Genomic DNA, 19,692 nt, shown 5'->3' on the forward strand with positions numbered 1-19,692 from the left:
TTGCCCACCTTGGGCGCTCCCGCAAAGAGGTACGTCCCAGGGTAGAGCAGACCGTCAATGATTGGCGGTCTGCTCTGGTAGACGTTCTGGTAAAGCTCGTTCATGGAAACAGTGTGGAGGTAGGTCGGGTCGCTTGTCCGTTGAAGCTCCCGGAGAATATCCTCCATACTTTCATCCTGGGGGTTGTTTTCGGTAGCCGCTTCTGATATACTCAGGGCAGGTGTTTGAGAATTGGGCTGTTCCCCGTCTGCGTCAACAGGCGGAACCGGGACAGTCCTTTTCGCTTCTCTGGAATCCATCAATCTATCAATCCTCCCTCATGCCGTCCAGCGTCACGGTGATAAGGCGGATGGTGGCGAGAAGTTCATCATCCACCCCGCCCCCGGCCTCCATGCGCCGCAGCTCCCCCAGGACGGCGGCGAGCTGGTCACGCAGGGCCTTGTAAACCCTGGGATTGCCCTGCACCACAATGTCCCGGTTCAGCAGCCGCCGGGTGATGTAGTCCTGCTTGGTCAGCCCGGACAGGCGGACGGCAATCTCAAGCTGTTCGTCCTCCTCCGGGGACACCCGAAACGCCACGGTCTTGTTCCTCCAGCGGTTGTGATTGTCCAAATTCTTAGCTGACATTATGCTCCCGTCCTTTCAAAGTCCAGCTTGTCCGCCATCTCCGTCTGCTTGGACGGAAACAGGTGGGCGTAGCGGTAGGTGATTTCGATACTCTCATGGCCTACTCGGTCGGCAATCGCCACCGCCGAGAAGCCCATATCAATCAGCAGGGAAATGTGGCTGTGTCGGAGGTCATGGATACGGATACGCTTGACCCCGGCCTCTTTCGCCCCTCTGTCCATCTCATGGTGGAGATAGCTTTTCGTAACGGTGAAAATGCGGTCTTTCTTCTTGACCCCGTAGAGCATCCCCAGGTAGTCCCGCATTTCGTCACAGAGGAAATTGGGCATTTTGATGGTACGATTGCTTTTCTTGGTTTTCGGGGTAGTAATCACATCCTCGCCGTGGAGCCGCTGGTAGGACTTGCTGATTTTCACCGTCCCGGCCTCAAAGTCGAAGTCCGCCGGGGTGAGGGCCAGCAGTTCCCCCTCCCGAATACCGCACCAGTAGAGCATTTCAAAGGCATAGTAGGAGAGGGGCTTGTCCATCATGGCCTCCGCAAACCGCTGATACTCCGCCTTCGTCCAGAACAGCATTTCCTTTCGTTCCTCTGTCCCCATGTTCCCGGCTTTGGCGGCGGGGTTGGAGCGCAGATCATAGAAGCGGACAGCGTGGTTGAAAATGGCGCTGAGCTGGTTGTGCAGGGTTTTGAGATAGGTCTGGGAGTAGGGTTTGCGCTGGTCGTCCCGATAGGCCAGCAGCTCGTTCTGCCATGCGATTACGTCCTTGGTGGTGATCTCGCTGATCTTCCGCTTGCCGAAGTAGGGCAGAATCTTCTTCTGGATGATGTTCTCCTTTGTCAGCCAGGTGTTCTCCTTCAGCCGGGGCCGCACATCCTTGGTGTAAAGCTCCACAAAGGCTTCAAAGGTCATATCCATGTCGGCGGCGGTCTGCATTTGAAAGCTGCGCTCCCAGTCCTGGGCCTCCCGCTTGGTGGGAAAGCCCCGCTTGCACTTCTGCTTACGCTCCCCTGTCCAGTCCCGATACCATGCCATAACGTACCATGTGCCCCGCTTTTCGTCCTTAAATACCGGCATTTTCGTTCACTTCCTTTCCGGCCCCGTAGAGCCGCTCGTTAAAATACTGGCGGTTGACCCGCCCCGCAATGGTGATGAAGCCCTTTCCTTTCAGTTCCTCGTTGAGCTGCCGAATGAGCTTGTAGGCGTAGGGCCTCGACACGCCCAGCTCGTCCGCTACCTCGTCTACTCGGATAAACTTGTTTTCCATGCTGGTTCCTCCTTTCATTGAACTAACGCTATTTATTTAGTGTCTGCCTCATTATACTAACTATATTCCGTTATGTCAAGGGCTTTTAAAGAAAAAATTAAATAAAATTATTTAGGATTTTTTCTTGACGTTTCTAAACATATCTGTTATACTCCAAGTGTCCCCATTACATAGATTGGAGTTGGCAGTTATGGCGATTGGTGAACGTATTCGCTTCTTCCGCAATAAGAAAGGTGTCACGCAGAAGTATCTTGGTCAGGTGGTGGGGTTCCCGGAACGCTCCGCCGATGTGCGTATGGCGCAGTATGAAACCGGGAGCCGCACTCCCAAGGCCGACCTGACCAGGACGCTGGCGGGCTTCTTTGAAGTCTCCACCGACGCCTTGACCGTTCCTGACATAGACAGCGACATTGGCCTCATGCACACCCTCTTTGCACTGGAGGACATACGGGGCCTTACCATCGGAGAGATTGACGGCGAAATCTGTCTGAAGCTGGACAAGTCCAAAGGCAAGACCTATGTTGATATGCTTGAAATGCTGTCTGCCTGGGCGGAGCAAGCCAAGAAGCTGGAGGCTGGGGAGATCACCAGGGAGGACTACGACCGCTGGCGCTACAACTACCCCAAGTACGACACCACCCGGAAATGGGTCAAAGTCCCCTCCAAGGAATTGAGCGACTTCCTTGTAGAAGCGTTCAAGGACAGGCTGGGAAAGGATTGACAGACGGCAAAAGCCCTTACCGATGTTGCCATCGGTAAGGGCTTTGTAATATGGTTTTTGTCACCCACAATCCGCAAAGGAACACTTTTCACCTGCAATCCACCGGGGATACAGAATGATACGGCCTATGGGGAGCGTTATCAAATTGTTATCAAAAGAGGGGCGCAAAACCGTCTATCCGTTGTGCCGCAGCGGGTTCGGAGCTTCAAAAACTCATTCCCACTCGACAAATCCTATTATATGGGGCTGTATTTTCTATGTTTTCACGGGTAAAATATTCGCAAATTTGTTAATGTTTCACCTATTATTTGGGGCCGCTCAATTTCTTAGTATCAAAATAGTATCACAAAAAGCGGGGAAATACAACCACATTCCTCGCCTTTTTCCAGGGCGTTTATCAATAGAAAACTCCACCATAAGCTGAAATTATTTATTCCTCAATATAAATGCTGAAACAGTCTGCACATTGAGCAAAAAGTTTTGAAACAAAAGAAACATCATCTTCATGTACTCTATCTATATATACCTCTGTACCATAATGTTCACTGCAAAAATCGCACAGTTCATTTTTAATATTGATTGTGAAATACTTTGTCATCTTGTTGTATATGCTTTTATCCGCTGGTTCTTCCTCTAATAATTCCGAGAGTAATTCCACCGTAACCACTCCACAAACGGAAACCTCAGACTTGTCCTCCATGGGTATTCCGTACAAGGATGCCTTTTGGATTTCCTCAGTTTCTTCCTTCCAGCAACGGATTTCTAATTCATTGCCTATGCTGACAAAATGTTGAAGAAGTTTTCTCCACCAATCAAACGAAACTGTACTATCTATCATTTGTACTTGGATTCGCCCCATCAAAACACCTCTCAATTTTCAAACATATAGCGCCTACATAGTCGATTGATATTGTAAGACTTTCCTTGAAATAAAGTTTCGGAAACCATCTACCGATTGAACTGCCAAGTCTTTCTTTTGTAATACAGTAATACGAGTATCATGAGTGAAAAGAAACAAATCCATAGTTTCTATTGTAGATTCAAAGTCACTGTATGGAATAAACTGGGGTTCTTTATCATCTGCTTGTATCTCCATTCCTGATTCGGAAAAAGATACTACAATGGACTGTTTTGCAGAAATGTTATCTTTGCCCATCAATAACAGTTTTGCGGACTTATCAAATGCGTTTTTCTTACTTTTCCTGCCATTATATAAATAAACAATACCTATAATAATAGCAAAAGCACCCGCAAGCAGAGGGACAAAAAGTTCCTGCGGTTTTATAAGTCCGGGGACAAAGAGAAATACTCCTAATACTAAACAAATAATTCCCATTACTTTTGTGCGAACACGGCTTCTTTGTTTTCCCTTTGACATAGTGTTGAGTTTATCAATAGTTTCCCATAGACCTGGGTAACGTTCCCTTGAAATGGACTCGGTTCTCATTTCAAGGGCGTCACTCACTTGCTGTAAAAGATTTTCTGTATCGTATGGTGTGATTTGAAAATTAAAATTTTCCATCATGTTCCTCCATATATCCTAATTTTTCATCTTTATTATAACAGCCAAAACACCCGCTGACAAGTATAAATCAGGAGGGCACCCCATAGAGTGCCCTCCTGTTATCCATTACCTTGCCCCTCGGCTGAACTTCCGCTTCGCTTTCCGTTGCTCCCGATCTTGCGCCTCCCGGCGTTTTGCGTCCTCCACGGCTCGCTCTACTTCCTCCGGGCCGAAAGCCCGCTTGACCCGCTCAAAGTCGGCAACTGTCCCCCGTAAGGCTTTATTCTCCATCTTCACCTCCTGCAAGCGTTCGGACAGGTTAGCGTTTCCCTCCCGTACCCGACCATAGTCCCCCTGCAACCGCTCATACTTCCCTTTCAACTCGACATAGGCCCGGTAGACGGAGCGCAACACCTTGACGATCTTGGCAAGCAGGGGCTTGGCCTTTTTCTCCCGGTAGGACTTGGCGCTCTCCAACGGCCCCGGCTCCGGCAATATCCGCTCCGGGTCATCGGAGAACTGCGCCGCCAACTGCTCCATATTCCTCACAGCCGGGGCCAGCTCCTTTAGACGCTGCTCCTGCTGTTCCACCTGTCCCTGCTTCTTGGCCTTGACCGCCTCCAGCTCGGCAATCTCTTTTGCCCTCTGCTCCTTTTTGAAGTCCAGTACAGACAGGTGCTTGTCATGGGTGCCCTTGTCCTCCCACTCTATCCCGTGGCGCTCCATCAAAGCGGCAAGCTGTTCCTTTTCAGAGCGTACCCACTGGCTCCACTCCGTGTCGCCCCTGGTGCCTCCCTTAAAGCCCTGGGCCGCTAACGCCTGTTTGAGAGATACCCTTGTGTCCAGACCTCGCTTGCTCCCGGTGGTGAACGGCACGAAGTCAATGTGCAGATGGGGTGTGGCCTCGTCCATGTGGAGGTGAGCGGAGAACACCCGAAGCTGGGGGTTGCGCTCCTGGAAACCTCTCATGTACTCGTCCAGCACCGCCGCCGCAAGCTGACCGTCCTCGCTCTCGGCGCTCATGTCGTCCTTGTTGCCCACTTGCAGGATGATTTCATGGAATGGCTTTTCCTGCTTGCTGGAACGTATCTTTTCGTAGTAGTCCTCAATTTTGCGGTCTGCCCTGGTCTGCTTGTCATTGTACCGCTTGAGGGCCTCGTCAAAAAGCTCATGGAAAACTGTCTTGATATTTTCGTGGCAGTAGGTTATATTCAAGTGAGAGCGTTCCGGGTCGGTGTTCTTGGCATTGAACGCCCTGCTGTTGTGGTTCACCGAACCCTGCCCCACCATCGCACTAATCGTCCTTTTCAAATCAACACTCCTTTCGCCGCGCCAGCGGCGGCCTTTGTTACTTTCTGCGAAAGTAACGCAAAAGCACTTTTGACAGCCTTGCGGCCATCAAAAGCGCATTTGCGCCCTACGGGGTGGAGTGGGGGCGTTGCCCCCGCCGTCTACGGACGGCTCCCCCAGCAGGGCCGCCCTTTGAAAAGGGCACCCTGCACCCCGCCTAAACTTTGACACTCGCCGTTGGGCAGGGGGGAAAGGCACAGCCTTCCCCCCACCCGGACAGTGTCCTCCGTGGGCCAAAAGTCAAGGGGTGCGGGTTGTATTGCCTTGCGGCAATCTCCACCCCCAGGTATGGCCCCTTGACTTTTGGCCCCGCTCCCCGTGACAGCCGTGACGACCGTGACGATGTTTTGCACACCGCCCCCGCTCTCAAAAAAGCCGTCACAGCCGTCACGGTCGTCACGCCTGGGGCGGTTCCAGGGTGAGGGTAATACTTCTCCCGGCGTGGCTCCTGCTGTTCTCATAGCGGATATGGTACTCCGCCGCCAGCCTCCCGGCCCGGATATTCAGCCGCATCGCCAGGGCGTTGGGCTTCATGTCGGTCTGAAGCGCCGCCGCCAGCTCCGTGGCCGTACCGCCCCAGGCGGGCCTGTCCGCCGTCACAAGGGCGGCAACGGCCTCTAATACCGGGTCGGGCGGTTCCACCCACGGCTCCGTTTCCAGCCGCTCCAGCTCCCACACAAGGCGCTCCCTGTCCTTGGTGAGATACATCCGCTGGTCTTGCTGGTCACGCCCGGCCACGTCCAGAATGGCGCTGCCGTCCGTCCGCTTCTCCTTTTGAAGAAGAAAGGCCCCGTCCGCAGCTCCCAACAGGCCGTTGGTGCCGGAAATCATATCAAACTTATCGTCTGCCTGTTGTTTCCGGGTATGATGTACCAGCAGGAGACAGACGCCGCAATCATCGGCAAGGCGTTTCAGTGTGCCCACCACCTCGTAATCGTTGGCATAGCTGTACTTGTCCCCGCCAGCCTCCCGGACTTTTTGGAGGGTGTCAATGATAATCAGCTTGGTATCAGGGTGTTCCCGGACGAACATTTTGAGCTGTCCCTCCAGGCCAACGCCGAGCTGTTTGGCGTGGATCGCAAAGAGCAGGTCGTTGGTGCCGTCCATGCCGAACATCCGATACAGCCGCCCCTGCAAGCGGCGGTGGTCATCCTCCAACGCCAGATAGAGGACGGTGCCCTTGTGGACGGGGTAGCCCCACAGGGGGAGGCCCATGCTCACATGATAGGCAAGCTGGGCCATCAGGAACGACTTGCCCACCTTGGGCGCTCCCGCAAAGAGATACGTCCCAGGGTAGAGCAGACCGTCAATGATTGGCGGTCTGCCCTGGTAGACATTCTGGTAAAGCTCACTCATGGAAATGGTGGGGAGATAGGCTGGGTCGATCATGCGGCGCATTTCCAGAAGCCTTTCCTCCAAACTTTTCTCCTGGGGGTTGTTTTCGGTCGTTTCCTCTGCTATACTTGTGGTAGTTGTTTTGGAAACGGGCTGTTCCCCGTCTGTTGGCGCAGACGGAACCGGGACAGTCCTTTTCGTTTCTCTGGAATCCATCAATCTATCAATCCTCCTTCATGCCGTCCAGCGTCACGGTGATAAGGTGGATGGTGGCGAGCAGTTCATCATCCACCCCGCCCCCGGCCTCCATGCGCCGCAACTCCCCCAGGACGGCGGCGAGCTGGTCACGCAGGGCCTTGTAGACCCTGGGATTGCCCTGCACCACAATGTCCCGGTTCAGCAGCCGCCGGGTGATGTAGTCCTGCTTGGTCAGCCCGGACAGGCGGACAGCAATCTCAAGCTGTTCGCTTTCCTCCGGGGACACCCGGAACGCTATGGTCTTACTTCTCCATCGGTTGTGGTTGTCGAGATTTTTCGCAGACATGATTTAAGCCCCCTTTCGCTCCATGTTCAGCTTGTCCGCCATCTCCGCCTGCCGGGTGGGGAACAGGTGAGCGTAGCGGTAGGTGATGTCGATACTCTCATGCCCCACCCGGTCAGCGATTGCCAGGGCGGTAAAGCCCATGTCAATCAGCAGGGAAATGTGGCTGTGTCTCAAGTCGTGAATCCTGATCCGCTTGACCCCGGCCTCTTTCGCTCCCCTGTCCATCTCCCGGTGAAGATAGGATTTCGTCACCGTGAAAATGCGGTCTGTCGGCTCCACGGCGTACAGGCTCTTGATGTAGTCCTCCATTTCTTCACAGAGGAAAGCTGGCATTTGAATGACCCTGTTGCTCTTGGCCGTCTTGGGGTCGGTGATAACGTCCTGCCCTTTGATACGCTGGTAGGATTTCGAGATAGAAACCGTCTGCTTCTCAAAGTCGAAGTCCGCCGGGGTGAGGGCCAGCAGCTCCCCCTCCCGAATACCGCACCAGTAGAGCATTTCAAAGGCGTAGTAGGAAAGAGGCTTGTCCATCATAGCGTCAGCGAATTTCAGATACTCCGCTTTCGTCCAGAACAGCATTTCCCGGCCCTTGGCCTTGCCCATGTTGCCCACCTGGGCGGCGGGGTTGGCTTTCAGATTGTAGTGCTTCACCGCATGATTGAAAACGGCGCTCAACTGATTGTGGAGCGTTTTCAGGTACACGGGGGAATAGGGCTTGCCATTCTTGTCCCGGTAGTTCAGCATTTCGCTCTGCCACGCCATGACCTCCTTGGAATGGATTTCGCTCATTTTCCGCTTTCCAAAGTAGGGCACCAGCTTTTTGTAGAGGATATGCTCTTTCGTCCCCCAGGTGTTTTCCTTGATACGGCCTTTCATGTCCGCAGCGTAGAGCGCCACGAAGCTCTCAAAGGTCATATCCAGGTCGGCGGTCTGCTGTTGCAGGAACGTCCGTTCCCACTCCAGCGCCTCCCGCTTGGTCTTGAAGCCCCGCTTCATCTTCTTTTCCTTTTTCCCTGTCCAGTTCTCAAAGTAAAAGGACGCATACCATGTTCCCTTGGCCTTGTCTTTATACGCTGGCATTTTCTTCCCTCCTTACTGATTTTCCCGCAGTCCATAGAACTTTTCCTCGAAGTAGCGTCTGCTCACCCGTCCGGGGATGGTGAGGAAACCCTTCTGCTTCAGCTCCTCGTTCATCTCCCGCACCAGCTTGTAGGCGTAGGGCTTGGAGATACCCAGCGCCCCGGCCACTTCCTCGGCCCGTACAAACAGCTCTTTGCTCAAGTGCAACACCTCCTTATTCGTTGTTCGCAAAATTGTTAATGCTGACATCCTTATTATACATTCGCATGGTTGTTAATGTCAAGAGTTTATTTCGCAATTTTGTTAATTTTCTTCTTGCATATTTCGCTTATTTGCGCTATACTATTTTCAAAGGCGGTGGAACATATGACAGTAGGAGAAAAAATCAAGAAAATCCGCACATTTCGGGGTATGACGCAAAAGGAATTGGGGCTGGCTATCGGCTTTGAGGAAAAGGGAGCGGACAACCGTATTGCCCAGTACGAAACGAACTACCGTGTGCCCAAGAGGGAACTGCTGGACAAGATTGCCCAGGCCCTGCGGGTAGACCGTCAGAACTTCTATACGGTTCAACCTGGCTGTGCCGAGGACTTCATGCGGACGTTTTTCTGGCTGGACGAGGACAGCCCCGGCTCCATCCGCCTGTTTCAGCTTGTCCGCAACCCCGGCAAGATAGGGGCCTCCGATGATACCGCCGTCCGCTACAACGACACGGACGATTGGCCCGCTCAACCTCCCGTGGGTATCTACTTCAACTATGGCCTCGTTGATGATTTCATGCGGGAATGGCTTTTGCGCCAGCAGGAGCTACACGCCGGGGAGATTACCAGGGAAGAATACTTTGAATGGAAAATCAACTGGCCGAGTACCTGCGATGACGGGAAAGAATCGAAATACTATGTACCCTGGAGAAAAGAAAAATAGGGCAAGCAAAACCGCCCTGCTGAATTTGTCGTTCAGCAGGGCGGTTCGCTTGCCCTTTGCAATCATTCTCTTGTGTGACCGGGTTGAAATGAATAGTATCAAACCAGTATCACAAGGCAAAGTGACAGGTCAAAAACCCTGTATTCATGCGGGTTTGCGCCGTTTTGACGGTCATTCCCACTCTATTGTCCCGGTGGGCTTCGGCGTCAGGTCGAAGAGCACCCGGTTGACCCCCTTGACCTCGCCGGTAATTCTCTGGGTGATATGCTGGAGCAGCTCAAAGGGCACGTTCTCCACGGTTGCAGTCATGGCGTCCACGGTGTTGACCGCCCGAATAATGACGCACCACTCGTCCACCCGCCGGTTGTCCCGGACGCCCACGGATTTCAGGTCAGGAATTGCGGTAAAGTACTGCCACACCTTCCCCTCCAGGCCGTTTTTGGCAAACTCCTCCCGGAGGATGGCATCGCTCTCCCGGACGGCCTCCAGCCGGTCCCGGGTGATGGCCCCCAGGCAGCGCACCCCCAGGCCAGGGCCGGGGAAGGGCTGGCGGTAGACCATGGAGTCAGGCAGGCCCAGAGCCTTGCCGCAGGAGCGGACCTCGTCCTTGAAGAGCATCTTTAAGGGCTCCACCAGCTCAAAGTTCAAATCCTCAGGCAGGCCGCCCACATTGTGGTGGCTCTTGACGGCCTTGACCGTCTTGGTTCCGCTCTCGATGATATCGGGGTAGATGGTGCCCTGGCCCAGGAACTCGATGCCGTCCAGCTTCCGGGCCTCCTCCTCGAACACCCGGATGAACTCCCCGCCGATGATCTTCCGCTTCTGCTCCGGGTCGTCCACACCGGCCAGCTTGTCCAGGAAGCGGTCCACCGCGTCCACATAGACCAGGTTGGCATCCATCTCGTCCCGGAAGACCTTGACCACCTGCTCAGGCTCCCCCTTGCGGAGCAGGCCGTGGTTCACATGGACGCAGGTGAGCTGCTTGCCGATGGCCTTGATGAGCAGAGCGGCCACCACCGAGGAGTCCACCCCGCCGGACAGGGCCAGCAGCACCTTCCTGTCCCCCACCTGCCGGCGGATGAGCTCCACCTGGTCGGCGATGAAGTTGTCCATATTCCAGTTGGCCTCGGCGCCGCAGATGGTGAAGATGAAGTTTTTCAGGGCGGCCTCCTGCTGGGCATCGTCGGCGGGCCAGGGGTCGTCCCCCCGGTGGTCCACCAGCAGGGCGGGGATGTCGCAGTCATAAATCTCCTGACTGACATCAATTTCCACACCGTCCACTACCCGGTTGGGGCCGCCGTTGAGGATGATACCCTTCACATTGGGCAGGGCTTTCAGCTGTTCCAGCGTGATATCATGGGGGTGAATCTCAGAATACACCCCCAGCGCCCGAATTTCCCGGGCAATCCTGGGGTTCTCCTCGCTGCCCAGGTCCAATACAACGATCATGTCCTGTTTCATTGTTTCTCCTCCCGAACTGTAAAAGTAGCTTTGTTCCTTCCTATTTTACCACAGCTTGGAACAGGAGTGCAAGAGAAAAGTAGGGGGCGGCCTCCGGGCCGCCCCGCTCTTCTTTTGCGGCCTCCGGGCCGCCCCGCTCTCCTTCTGCCACCTCCGGGCCGCCCTGCTCTCCTTACGCGGCCTCCAGGCCGCCCCTTTTTTCTATTCTGCCGGCGGTATTTCCGGCTCACAGTCCCGGACAAACCGGCGCAGCTGGAAGAGAGAGACCATAATGAGGATCACCAGGATCAGGATCACCACCGCCGCGCAGGTAACGGCCCCCGCCAGCACTGCCGCCTGCTCCTCCAGCTGGAACAGCTGCACCAGACTGCCCAGCAGATCAAAGGCGGTGGTCAGCACCAGCAGAGCCGTCCGGCGGTTCCGGATGCGCCGGTCCAGACTCTCCCCCTCCGGCTGATACCGCTCCGCCAGGGCGGCCATGTCGGTGAGGAACTGGTAGTGGAAATACAGGGTAGCCACCATCACAATCAGACTCAGGTAGATAAACCGCAAATCGTCCATATTGATCCCCACAATGGCCAGGACCCACTTCGCCCCGTGCCACGCCGCCAGCAGGATGCACAGGGGCCTCAGGAGACTCAGGTCCCGCCGCTCAGCCGACAGCTTCCTGATGGCGGACAGCAGCAGCAGAAAGCCGGCGAACTCGGGCAGGATGTTGATTCTCACCCCGTTGAAGCCCAGGTTGAAGTTGAAGTGGAGCAGGAAGTACCCCCAGGCCGCGTTGGACAGCCCGGAATACAGCGTCTCTCTGTCAGTCATAGCGCTCCCCTCCTTCCACGGGGTACAGGGTCAGCGGCCCGGCTTTTTCTCCGTTGAGGTAGAGGTCCGCCGCATAGGCGTCAGGCGGGTCAACGATCCCCGCCCGGCTGCTTCCGCCGCCGCCGAAGCTGATATCGTCGCCCCAGCTTCCGGACAGGGGGACGCTGCCCCACTCGCCGCCGCCCGAGCTGCTGCCTGTGCCGTAGACCCCGTGATTGGGCGCTTGAAGCTCGGGCCGCTCCCCGTCCTTCTCCATGGGGGCGGCGGAGAAGCCGATGCTGGTATAGCGCCCCTTGTCCGCCGGGTCTCCCACAAACTCCGCCGACAGGTCCTGATTGAACCAGGTGGTGAACTCCCCGTCCGGCTTCGGCGTGGAGTTAAAGAAGTCGTAAGCGCCGAACCAGTCGCTGGTGGAGACCTGGCTGTTCACCTGGGAGGCGGTCTGCCACCATATCCGAAGGGTGAAGTCCCCCTCCCGGCCCTCATAGAGCAGGCCGGGCAGGCTGTTGTTTCCGTAAACTGTCTGATCCCCCTGGATTGCCCGGAACTCATCCACCGGGGTGACCACCCAGCGGCCCCCCTCCTTCTCGGCCTGTACAGTCTGGACCGCCATCCACTGGCTGGCCGCAGTGCTGTCCCAGCTCTCCCCGTTGGGGGCGCGGTTCAGCTTCAGCACCAGCAGGCCCTCGCAGGTCTCCTCCCCCACCCGGGTCACGTTGCAGTACTGATAACCGGCGGACGTATCCGGATGGGACAGCTTTCCGTCTGTCAGACCCGCCCTCTCCCAGAGCAGCGCGTGCTCCCATCTCCAGATTTCTATCAGCTCGTTCTGTTCCGACAGGGGAGCACACATGGCCCGGTAGTCCAGCCGCTGCTCCAGCACCGCCTTGGCGTAGGTGTCGAAGGCCCCGTCGCAGGTGGTGCAGGGCACCGTCCGGGCGTAGATGATCTGGGGGATTTTACCCAGGTGGTTGGGGATTCCAACGGCCTTCGACCCCACAATCAAGGGGGCGGCCAGGGTCAGCAGGATGCACACCGACACCAGCCCCATCCCCGCCGGGTAGCGCTTGAACCGGGCGATAGCCTCAATCCGCCGGCGGATGTTCCTGCCGCCGTTGGCCATGGAGGTGGTCCCGGGGGCCCGGGCGTACTTCTCGTCGGCCATCTCCAGGAGGATGCGGCCGTAGTCCCGCCGTTCCTCCCCCTCCAGCCGCTCCAGCACCCGCTGGTCACACAGGGACTCCAGGTCGTTGCCCGCCAGGTCGGCGCAGTGCCACAGCAGGGGGTTGCACCAGTGGAGGCACCGGAAGAAGCCGATCACCAGTCCCCAGGCGGCGTCGCGGTATTTCAGGTGAAGCAGCTCATGAAGGATAACCTTTTCATCGGTCTCCGCCCCCGCGGGCAGGGCCAGCACGGGCTTGAACACTCCGCAGATAAAGGCGGAGGGCAGGCCGTCCACCTCCACCGCGGGGCAGACAGGCAGGTTATACTCCTCCGCCGCGGCCTTCACCCGGCCGTCCGCCACAGGCCGCCCTTGCGCAAGGGCCAGCCGCAGGCGGACGTAGGACAGGACATACCGGGCCAGGAAAAACACCACGCCCAGGCAGTACAGGGTGAACAGCCAGTCCGCCGGGCTCCGGGGCGCCGTGAGAGCAGGGAGCGGAACCGGCGCGGTCACATGGGCCAGGGCTCCGTACTCCCCGGTAAGGGCGGACCGGAGGGCCTCCACATAGAAGGGCCAGTTGAGCAAGGTGTACCGCCCAAAGAGCCCCGCCGGGAGGAGTAGAATCACCCCCAGTATCCCCCAGACGGCAAACTGCCACCGGGGAGACAGCTTGTCCCGGAACAGGACCTTCACGATGAGCAGCAGCACCGCCGCGCCCGAGGCCGTCAGGGTCTGTAGTAAAAAGGACCAGATGTCCCTCACCGCTCACACCTCCATCTCGTCCAGCAGGCGGCGCAGGGCCTCCCGCTCCTGGGATGAAATAGGCTTCCCCTTCAAAAAGGCGGCCACTAAATCCCCCGTGGCCCCCCGGTAGACGTTCTGGAGAAAGACATCCCGGGCCTGGGCCTGGCAGTCCTCCCGGCTCAGAGCCGCACGATACAAATGGGGATAGCCCTCCTTGTCGATGGATACCAGCCCCTTGGCCTCCATGCGGGTGAGATAGGTCAGCACCGTGTTCCGGCTCCAGCCGGTCTCGGACTCCAGCGCCCGGGTCACCTCCCCCAGAGCCGCGCCCCCAAACTCCCACAGCACCCCCAGCACCGTCCATTCCCGGTCTGACAGCTTCATACTACCGCCTCCTACAGTTGTAGTCTCCAGTGCTATACTACACCTGTAGGAACTAAATGTCAAGAGCAAGATAAAACTTGCAGGAGGGCGCAAAAAGGCCCCCTTCGGAAAGGGGGCTCCCGGCAAAGCCGGGTGGGGGTTTTCTCCAATGGATACACACATCCAAATCGAAGAAAACCCTCCGTCACCGGCTCTCAGCCGGCGCCACCTCCCTTTTCGAAGGGAGGCTTTTGACGCAGTCCGGAAAATACTCCTTCACAAAGTCCACGTCCTCCACCTGGAAGGTCCGTCCGTTAAGGCACTCCAGGGGGCCGGCGGGGGTGGTAAAGCGGAAGGTGAGCTTGTAGGAGTACAGCGCCTGGCCGTGGCGGCCATACCTCCGGTTCTCCCGCTCGCTGCCGTACTTGCCGTCTCCGATGAGGGGGTGTCCGGCTGCGGCGAACTGAGCCCGGATCTGGTGGGTCCGGCCGGTAATCAAATCGCACTCCACCAGAGACAGGCCGTTTTTCACCTTCAGCGTCTTATAGGCGGTGATGGCGGTCTTGGCCCCCGGCTCGGGGCGCTTCCGGACGTAGACCTGCTTCTTCACCTCGTCCTTGAAAATATAGCTCTCCAGCCTTCCCTCCGGCGGGGACATCTGTCCTTGAATTACACACAGATAGAGCTTGGTCAGCTCCCGATCCTTGATCTTCTGGTTCATCACCCGCAGGCCCTCGGCGGTCTTGGCGGCGATGACGATGCCCCCGGTGTTCCGGTCGATACGGTTGCACAGGGCGGGGGCGAAGGAGTTCTCCCGGTAGGGGGACCACTCCTTTTTCTGGTAGAGGTAGGCCTGGATGTGGGTGAGCAGGGTGTTTACCCGCTCGTTCTCGTCGGGGTGGACCACCATCCCCGGGCGCTTGTCCAACAGCAGGATGTGCCCGTCCTCGTAGAGGATGTTCAGCCTGGGCTGGTAGAGGGAAAGAAAGGCGTTTTCCGGGGTGGGCCGGTCGAAGAACTCGTCGTTGATGTACAGCTGGAGCACGTCCCCCTCACTGAGGCGGACGTCCCGCTTTGAGCCCCTGCCGTTCACCTTCACCCGCTTCAGCCGGATGTACTTCTGGGCCAGAGGGGCGGGGAGCACAGGCAGGGCCTTGGCCAGCCAGCGGTCCAGCCGCTGCCCGGCGTCGTTCTTTCCGATGGTAAATTCTTTCATGGGCTGTGCCCTCCTAATATTGGCCCCCCACCGGCCCTTCGGGCCACCTCCCCCACGAGGGGGGAGCTGTCACGGCAAAGCCGTGACTGAGGGGGACAAGCAATATTTCACCATATTCCGCCCCCGGTGTCAATAAAATTCGTGGAGAAATTTGAGAAAAGCATTTGACATTTTGGAGAAAAGTCTTTATAATATCCTGCGTACCATTCTGCGAGTATGGGGGACAGCCCCCAGGGAGGAACGCCATGCGCCTGGATCTGCGCGATATCATCCACGTCCCGGACGCGAAAAAGGCGTTTCAGTTCCAGCTGGACCTGTCGGAGCAGGACTTCTATGGAGCCCGCCCCATCGTCCACCCCGTCCAGGCGGAGGGCAGCGTGACCAACCACGCCGGCGCTCTGGTGCTGGAGGGAACGGTCCGCTCCCTTCTGGAGCTTCAATGCGACCGTTGCGGGAAGAAATTTTCCCGGGAAAAGGTCGTGGCGCTGGACAGCCTGGCGGCCCAGGAGCTGGAGGACGAGGAAAACGACGACATCCTCCTGCTGGACGGCACCGAGCTGGACCTGGGCGAGGCGGTGAGCACCGCCTTCATCCTCGCGATGGACACCAAAAACCTTTGCTCAGACGACTGCAAAGGGCTGTGCGCCAAGTGCGGAGCCGATTTGAACCTCGGCCCCTGCGGGTGCGGACCTGATGTCGATCCAAGACTGGCGGCCCTTGCGCAGCTGTTGGATAAGGAAGCTGAGTGAGTACTCAACGTGCCCTGACCGGCACAGCCGAAGGAGGTGTCACCCATGGCGGTCCCCAAGGGAAAAGTATCCAAGGCCCGGCGCGATAAGCGGCGCAGCTCCCACTGGAAGCTGGAAACCCCCGGTATCGTGACCTGCCCCAAGTGCGGGGCTTACCGGCTGCCTCACCGTATGTGCAAGAATTGCCTGACCTATAACGGCCGTTCCTTCGGCCAGGTTGAGGCCCAGCAGTAAGCGAAAAGCCCTCCGGTCAAGCCGGAGGGTTTTTTTATGCTCTTTTCCGCCTTCCGTCCCTGTCAAAGGTCCGCCTCAGCGCCAGCTCCGTGGGAACAATGGCCCCCACCATGGGTACAACCTGGGCAAAGCAAATCACTGTACCAACCCATCCGATGGTGCCAATCTCCCTGCCAAGCACAAGCACCATCAGGACCACCGTCAGGGGCAGCATGACCAAGCCCAGCCAGTACCACAGCCTCCCGCAGTAGTGGTGGGCAAATTGCCAGGTATCCTGATTCTTCATGGACATGGTGGTTCGGTAGCCAAATGTACTGTTGACCGTCTCGGGTGCTTTTCTCAAAAACATTCGTCCGAAGCCGATCATACACAACGGAATCAGCAAATCAGTCGCTAATGTAAAAAGCCAAAACCAAATCATTCCAATCCCCCCAACGTTCACGAAAACTGCAGGCTCTTGTAGTAATCCAGGGTGGAAAATCCCCGCTCCAGCTGGACATATACATAAGCCTCGGCGGCATCGGCCAGCTGCTTCAGGTCCTCCCCCTCCAGCCGGAAGGAAAACAGCCGCTTGGGGTCGCCGTGGACGATGTGGTCCAGGGCGGCCAGGGCGGCCGGAGACAGGGGCAGCGTGATCCCCTCCCCGTGGACCTTTCCGTCCTCCAAAAGGGGCTCATACCCCGCCAGAGCCATGGCCTTCCACTCAAACGCGGCCTTCACCAGAGGCAGAGGCCTGTCCGGCATCCTGTCCAGGGCGTGGAGGCTGTTCAGGGTGAGGGACAACAGCTCATCGGCGGGCTCTCCCTCCACGGCCAGCAGCTCGGCCGCCTCGGCGAAGTAGCAGCCCAGGGCCAGGCGCGCGATGTCGGCCCGGACGCCCTGAAACAGCCGCTCCGTGGCCGCCTCCTTGACGGCCCACCGGCCCTGATAGTCATAGAGCACCATCTCCGACCAGGCCAGCAGCTGGCATCCGGCGGCGATGGCGCTCCCTTTTTTCCGGCACCCCCGGGCGGAGGCCGTAAGCCTCCCCTGGTCCCGGGTGAACAGGGTGAGGATTTTATCCGACTCCCTGTAGTCCACCGCCCGCAGGACCAGGGCTTTGGTGGTGATGTGCATGACGTCACTCCTATGCAGCGATGTGGCGGGACAGCGGGGACCGCTAAACCCGGGGCGGGCCAGAGCCCGCCCCCTACACTCGCTCAATTCTGGGCTGAAAGGCCGTCTTGGCCGACTCCTCCCACAGGGACCGCTCCTCCCGCGCCCCGGCCAGCGCCAGCCAGGCCGCAGGCAGTCCGGTTACCCAAAACAGCTCCCAAAGTCCCCGCTCATTCATGGCACAGCCCTCCCTTTCTTTCTATGATTAGGCTGGCTGTTTTGTCCGGAGACTATGAGCGGTAAATTTTGCAGATATGGAAGCCCCGCCGCACAGGGCAGGGGCAAATCCCCTGCCCCACATTACATATTGTCAGTTTCCCGTTCAATCAAAAAATCCGCGATTTCAAACGCCTTGATCCGCCGCTCTGCCAAAGTAATCTGTGATTTGAAGCGGGCTGGATTGTCCTTGGACCGAAGGGTTCTGACTGTCTCCCGCAGCTTATGCAGTGTGGAATCGATCTGCCGTCTGGCCTCGATCAAATCATCTCTGGAATACTCCATGTTACTCCTTCACATACCCAAAATTCTGGATGGCGGCCGGATTGTCCCGCCAGTTCTCCTTCACCTTGACCCAGGTTTTGAGGAAAACTTTTGTACCCATGAATTTCTCCATGTCCTGCCGGGCCAGGGTGGAGGCCTTTTTCAGCATCCCCCCGCCCTTGCCGATGATGATCCCCTTGTGGCTGTTTTTCTCGCAGCAGATGGTGGCCTCCACCTCCACGACCTCGTCCTCCCGTTCGACAAAGCGGGTGATCTCCACTGCGGTGCCGTGGGGGATCTCCTTGTCCAGCAGCAGGAGCAGCTTCTCCCTCATAATCTCCGCCATCATCTGCCGCTCAGGCTGGTCAGAGGTCATGTCCTCCGGGAAAAGCTGAGGCCCCTCCGGGAGGTATCCCTCCAGCACATCGAGGAGCTCCTCCACCCCCTGGCCGGTTCTGGCGGATATGGGCACCACCGCGTCGAAGTCGTGCTCCTGGCTGTAGACCTGGATGACCTCCAGAAGCCTGTCCTTCTGCTCCAGGGCGTCAATTTTGTTGACGGCCAGCACCGCAGGACAGCTCAGGGCCTTCATGCGGGCAATGAGCTGCTTCTCCGGCTCCCCCACATGGGGGATGGGCTCCACCACCAGCAGCACGGCGTCCACGTCGGACACAGACTCCTTCACCACGTTGACCATGTAGTCCCCCAGGCGGGTGCGGGCCCTGTGCAGGCCAGGGGTGTCCACAAAGACGAACTGGCACTCCCCCCAGTTTTTGATGCCGCAGATGCGGTTCCGGGTGGTCTGGGGCTTGCTGGTGACAATGGCAACCTTCTCCCCCACAAAGGCGTTGGTCAGGGTGGACTTGCCCACATTGGGCCGTCCGCAGATGGTGATAATACCGGATTTTTTAATCATAGATGATCCTCACTTTCTCTCCGGGTGTGAGCGCTTCCCCCGGCTGTTTTCGTTAAGAATGATATTTTTTGTACAGGTCCTGGTGGAATACATGCTTGCGCACAAAGCGGGTCACAAACATGATGCCACAGGCCATAGCGCAGGTGACCACATAGGGGGTCAGGTCGAACTCAAAGCTCCAGCTCTTCCCCTCCCGGCGGCCCATCTCCTCGTAGTCGTCAAATTCGTCGTTGATCGCAGTCAGTTTAATGTTTTTTCTCATGATAATTCTCCTTTTCATAATAATTTGATTGAATTATGATACCCGTAGGGGCGGATATCATCCGCCCGCAAGTCCTATTGGTTCCTCCGCAGGGCGGGACAGCCCTGGCCCGCAGCTGGATACCAGGTAAAGACTTTTAGGACGGCGCGCCGGGTCGCCGCGCCCTACGGGCCGTCTCTCGTAATGCCCAGTTTGCCCAGGATGGCCTCCTCCCGCTGGCGCATTTGGGCCTTCATGGGGCCCTCGTCCAGGTGGTCATAGCCCAGCAGGTGGAGCACCGAGTGGACGGCCAGGTAGCACACCTCCCGCTCCGGGGAGTGACCGAACTCCTCCGCCTGGGCCTCCGCCCGCTCCAGAGAGATCATCATGTCCCCCAGATACACCTTGTCCGCGCCGGGGTCCGCCCACTCCGCCCGGGGCTTGTCGCCGGGCTTCATGGGGAACATGGGGAAGGACAGCACGTCGGTGGCCCGGTCCACCCCCCGGTTGGTCAGGTTGGTCTCCCGGATGACCGCGTCATCGGTGACGATTACGGCAATCATGCAGGGCACGTCCACCTCCTCGTCCTCCAGGGCGGCCAGAACGGAGCGGCGGATCTGCTCCTCCACCGCCATGGGAACCTCTGTCGCCTCATCCATATAGCCCGCTTCGATACAGACCTCGTGGTCCATAGGCTGTCCCTCCTTTTCCCGAAAGACGGATGATATCCGCCCCCTCCGGTAACTCTATTATACGAAAAATAATTCTGAAGGTCAAACATATTTTCCCCTGTTGGTG

26 protein-coding genes are annotated in these 19,692 nt (G+C 57.5%); 4 read left to right on the forward strand and 22 right to left on the reverse strand.

What is annotated here, in order from left to right:
* Positions 1–306 precede the first annotated feature (306 nt).
* The 3 genes from D1641_RS10855 to D1641_RS10865 are packed head-to-tail and all read right to left on the reverse strand — an operon-like array spanning position 307 to position 1,893.
* Entirely contained in the window at positions 307–627 is a 321-nt protein-coding gene (locus D1641_RS10855) for a hypothetical protein (protein ID WP_160665563.1), read from the reverse strand.
* Positions 627–1,703, reverse strand: coding sequence for a site-specific integrase (locus D1641_RS10860; RefSeq protein ID WP_160665565.1), 1,077 nt, complete (start codon positions 1,701–1,703; stop codon positions 627–629). The genes D1641_RS10855 and D1641_RS10860 overlap by 1 nt, the downstream gene beginning before the upstream one ends.
* Positions 1,690–1,893: a LysR family transcriptional regulator gene (locus tag D1641_RS10865; protein ID WP_160665567.1), complete on the reverse strand. Its 204-nt coding sequence runs from the start codon at positions 1,891–1,893 to the stop codon at positions 1,690–1,692. The genes D1641_RS10860 and D1641_RS10865 overlap by 14 nt, the downstream gene beginning before the upstream one ends.
* Positions 1,894–2,083: 190 nt before the next feature.
* Here D1641_RS10865 and D1641_RS10870 point away from each other — a divergent pair, with 190 nt between their 5' ends.
* Entirely contained in the window at positions 2,084–2,614 is a 531-nt protein-coding gene (locus D1641_RS10870; RefSeq protein WP_071428866.1) for a helix-turn-helix transcriptional regulator, read from the forward strand.
* Positions 2,615–3,044: 430 nt separating this feature from the next.
* Here D1641_RS10870 and D1641_RS10875 read toward each other — a convergent pair whose 3' ends face one another.
* From D1641_RS10875 to D1641_RS10905, 7 genes are all read right to left on the reverse strand, one after another.
* Positions 3,045–3,473 carry a hypothetical protein gene (locus tag D1641_RS10875; RefSeq protein WP_160665568.1) on the reverse strand — a complete coding sequence of 143 codons (429 nt, stop codon included), beginning with the start codon at positions 3,471–3,473 and terminating at the stop codon, positions 3,045–3,047.
* A 33-nt stretch (positions 3,474–3,506) separates the two neighbouring features.
* A complete protein-coding gene (locus tag D1641_RS10880) occupies positions 3,507–4,136 on the reverse strand; it encodes a YcxB family protein (protein ID WP_160665570.1) in 630 nt (209 codons plus the stop codon).
* 108 nt (positions 4,137–4,244) lie between these two features.
* Positions 4,245–5,408 (reverse strand): plasmid recombination protein, encoded by a 1,164-nt coding sequence (locus D1641_RS10885; protein WP_160665638.1) that lies wholly within the window; start codon positions 5,406–5,408, stop codon positions 4,245–4,247.
* Between the two features lie 456 nt (positions 5,409–5,864).
* Positions 5,865–7,019: a helicase RepA family protein gene (locus D1641_RS10890; RefSeq protein ID WP_160665640.1), complete on the reverse strand. Its 1,155-nt coding sequence runs from the start codon at positions 7,017–7,019 to the stop codon at positions 5,865–5,867.
* A 7-nt stretch (positions 7,020–7,026) separates the two neighbouring features.
* Complete coding sequence (locus tag D1641_RS10895; protein ID WP_160665572.1) at positions 7,027–7,347, reverse strand: hypothetical protein; 321 nt, start codon at positions 7,345–7,347, stop codon at positions 7,027–7,029.
* A gap of 3 nt (positions 7,348–7,350) precedes the next feature.
* Positions 7,351–8,427 carry a site-specific integrase gene (locus tag D1641_RS10900; protein ID WP_118756055.1) on the reverse strand — a complete coding sequence of 359 codons (1,077 nt, stop codon included), beginning with the start codon at positions 8,425–8,427 and terminating at the stop codon, positions 7,351–7,353.
* A 12-nt stretch (positions 8,428–8,439) separates the two neighbouring features.
* The gene (locus D1641_RS10905) at positions 8,440–8,628 is read right to left on the reverse strand and encodes a hypothetical protein (protein WP_023345703.1); all 189 of its coding nucleotides are present in this window, start codon (positions 8,626–8,628) and stop codon (positions 8,440–8,442) included.
* Positions 8,629–8,793: 165 nt separating this feature from the next.
* Between D1641_RS10905 and D1641_RS10910 the strand changes: the two genes are divergently transcribed.
* The gene (locus D1641_RS10910) at positions 8,794–9,351 is read left to right on the forward strand and encodes a helix-turn-helix transcriptional regulator (RefSeq protein WP_118756056.1); all 558 of its coding nucleotides are present in this window, start codon (positions 8,794–8,796) and stop codon (positions 9,349–9,351) included.
* Positions 9,352–9,522: 171 nt separating this feature from the next.
* On the opposite strand, the gene guaA is transcribed toward D1641_RS10910, so the two are convergent.
* The 5 genes from guaA to D1641_RS10935 form a co-directional block, all read right to left on the reverse strand.
* Positions 9,523–10,812, reverse strand: coding sequence for a glutamine-hydrolyzing GMP synthase (guaA, locus tag D1641_RS10915; protein ID WP_160665574.1), 1,290 nt, complete (start codon positions 10,810–10,812; stop codon positions 9,523–9,525).
* 201 nt (positions 10,813–11,013) lie between these two features.
* On the reverse strand, positions 11,014–11,631 hold the full coding sequence (locus tag D1641_RS10920) for a hypothetical protein (RefSeq protein WP_160665576.1): 618 nt from the start codon (positions 11,629–11,631) through the stop codon (positions 11,014–11,016).
* Positions 11,624–13,558 carry a M56 family metallopeptidase gene (locus tag D1641_RS10925; RefSeq protein WP_160665579.1) on the reverse strand — a complete coding sequence of 645 codons (1,935 nt, stop codon included), beginning with the start codon at positions 13,556–13,558 and terminating at the stop codon, positions 11,624–11,626. The genes D1641_RS10920 and D1641_RS10925 overlap by 8 nt, the downstream gene beginning before the upstream one ends.
* Positions 13,559–13,561: 3 nt before the next feature.
* Positions 13,562–13,924 carry a BlaI/MecI/CopY family transcriptional regulator gene (locus D1641_RS10930; protein ID WP_160665581.1) on the reverse strand — a complete coding sequence of 121 codons (363 nt, stop codon included), beginning with the start codon at positions 13,922–13,924 and terminating at the stop codon, positions 13,562–13,564.
* 184 nt (positions 13,925–14,108) lie between these two features.
* Positions 14,109–15,119: an RluA family pseudouridine synthase gene (locus tag D1641_RS10935; protein WP_160665585.1), complete on the reverse strand. Its 1,011-nt coding sequence runs from the start codon at positions 15,117–15,119 to the stop codon at positions 14,109–14,111.
* A gap of 245 nt (positions 15,120–15,364) precedes the next feature.
* On the opposite strand from D1641_RS10935, the gene D1641_RS10940 reads away from it, so the two are divergent.
* Entirely contained in the window at positions 15,365–15,868 is a 504-nt protein-coding gene (locus tag D1641_RS10940) for a DUF177 domain-containing protein (protein WP_160665587.1), read from the forward strand.
* A 45-nt stretch (positions 15,869–15,913) separates the two neighbouring features.
* Entirely contained in the window at positions 15,914–16,102 is a 189-nt protein-coding gene (gene rpmF / locus D1641_RS10945) for a 50S ribosomal protein L32 (RefSeq protein WP_023345708.1), read from the forward strand.
* Positions 16,103–16,136: 34 nt separating this feature from the next.
* Here the strand turns inward: rpmF and D1641_RS10950 are convergent, their stop codons facing one another.
* The 7 genes from D1641_RS10950 to ybeY form a co-directional block, all read right to left on the reverse strand.
* Positions 16,137–16,451 carry an SdpI family protein gene (locus D1641_RS10950; protein WP_347707420.1) on the reverse strand — a complete coding sequence of 105 codons (315 nt, stop codon included), beginning with the start codon at positions 16,449–16,451 and terminating at the stop codon, positions 16,137–16,139.
* A gap of 89 nt (positions 16,452–16,540) precedes the next feature.
* Positions 16,541–17,218, reverse strand: coding sequence for a DNA repair protein RecO (gene recO, locus D1641_RS10955; protein WP_160665589.1), 678 nt, complete (start codon positions 17,216–17,218; stop codon positions 16,541–16,543).
* A gap of 73 nt (positions 17,219–17,291) precedes the next feature.
* A complete protein-coding gene (locus tag D1641_RS10960; protein ID WP_160665591.1) occupies positions 17,292–17,435 on the reverse strand; it encodes a hypothetical protein in 144 nt (47 codons plus the stop codon).
* A 122-nt stretch (positions 17,436–17,557) separates the two neighbouring features.
* Positions 17,558–17,758, reverse strand: a complete 201-nt coding sequence (locus tag D1641_RS10965; RefSeq protein ID WP_160665593.1) for a hypothetical protein — start codon at positions 17,756–17,758, stop codon at positions 17,558–17,560.
* A 1-nt stretch (position 17,759) separates the two neighbouring features.
* Complete coding sequence (era, locus tag D1641_RS10970; RefSeq protein ID WP_160665595.1) at positions 17,760–18,653, reverse strand: GTPase Era; 894 nt, start codon at positions 18,651–18,653, stop codon at positions 17,760–17,762.
* Between the two features lie 52 nt (positions 18,654–18,705).
* Positions 18,706–18,915, reverse strand: a complete 210-nt coding sequence (locus D1641_RS10975) for a hypothetical protein (RefSeq protein ID WP_160665597.1) — start codon at positions 18,913–18,915, stop codon at positions 18,706–18,708.
* Between the two features lie 164 nt (positions 18,916–19,079).
* The gene (gene ybeY / locus D1641_RS10980; RefSeq protein WP_160665599.1) at positions 19,080–19,586 is read right to left on the reverse strand and encodes an rRNA maturation RNase YbeY; all 507 of its coding nucleotides are present in this window, start codon (positions 19,584–19,586) and stop codon (positions 19,080–19,082) included.
* Positions 19,587–19,692: the final 106 nt, after the last annotated feature.

It is taken from the genome of Colidextribacter sp. OB.20 (assembly GCF_009911595.1).
Classification (GTDB): Bacteria; Bacillota; Clostridia; order Oscillospirales; family Oscillospiraceae; genus Lawsonibacter.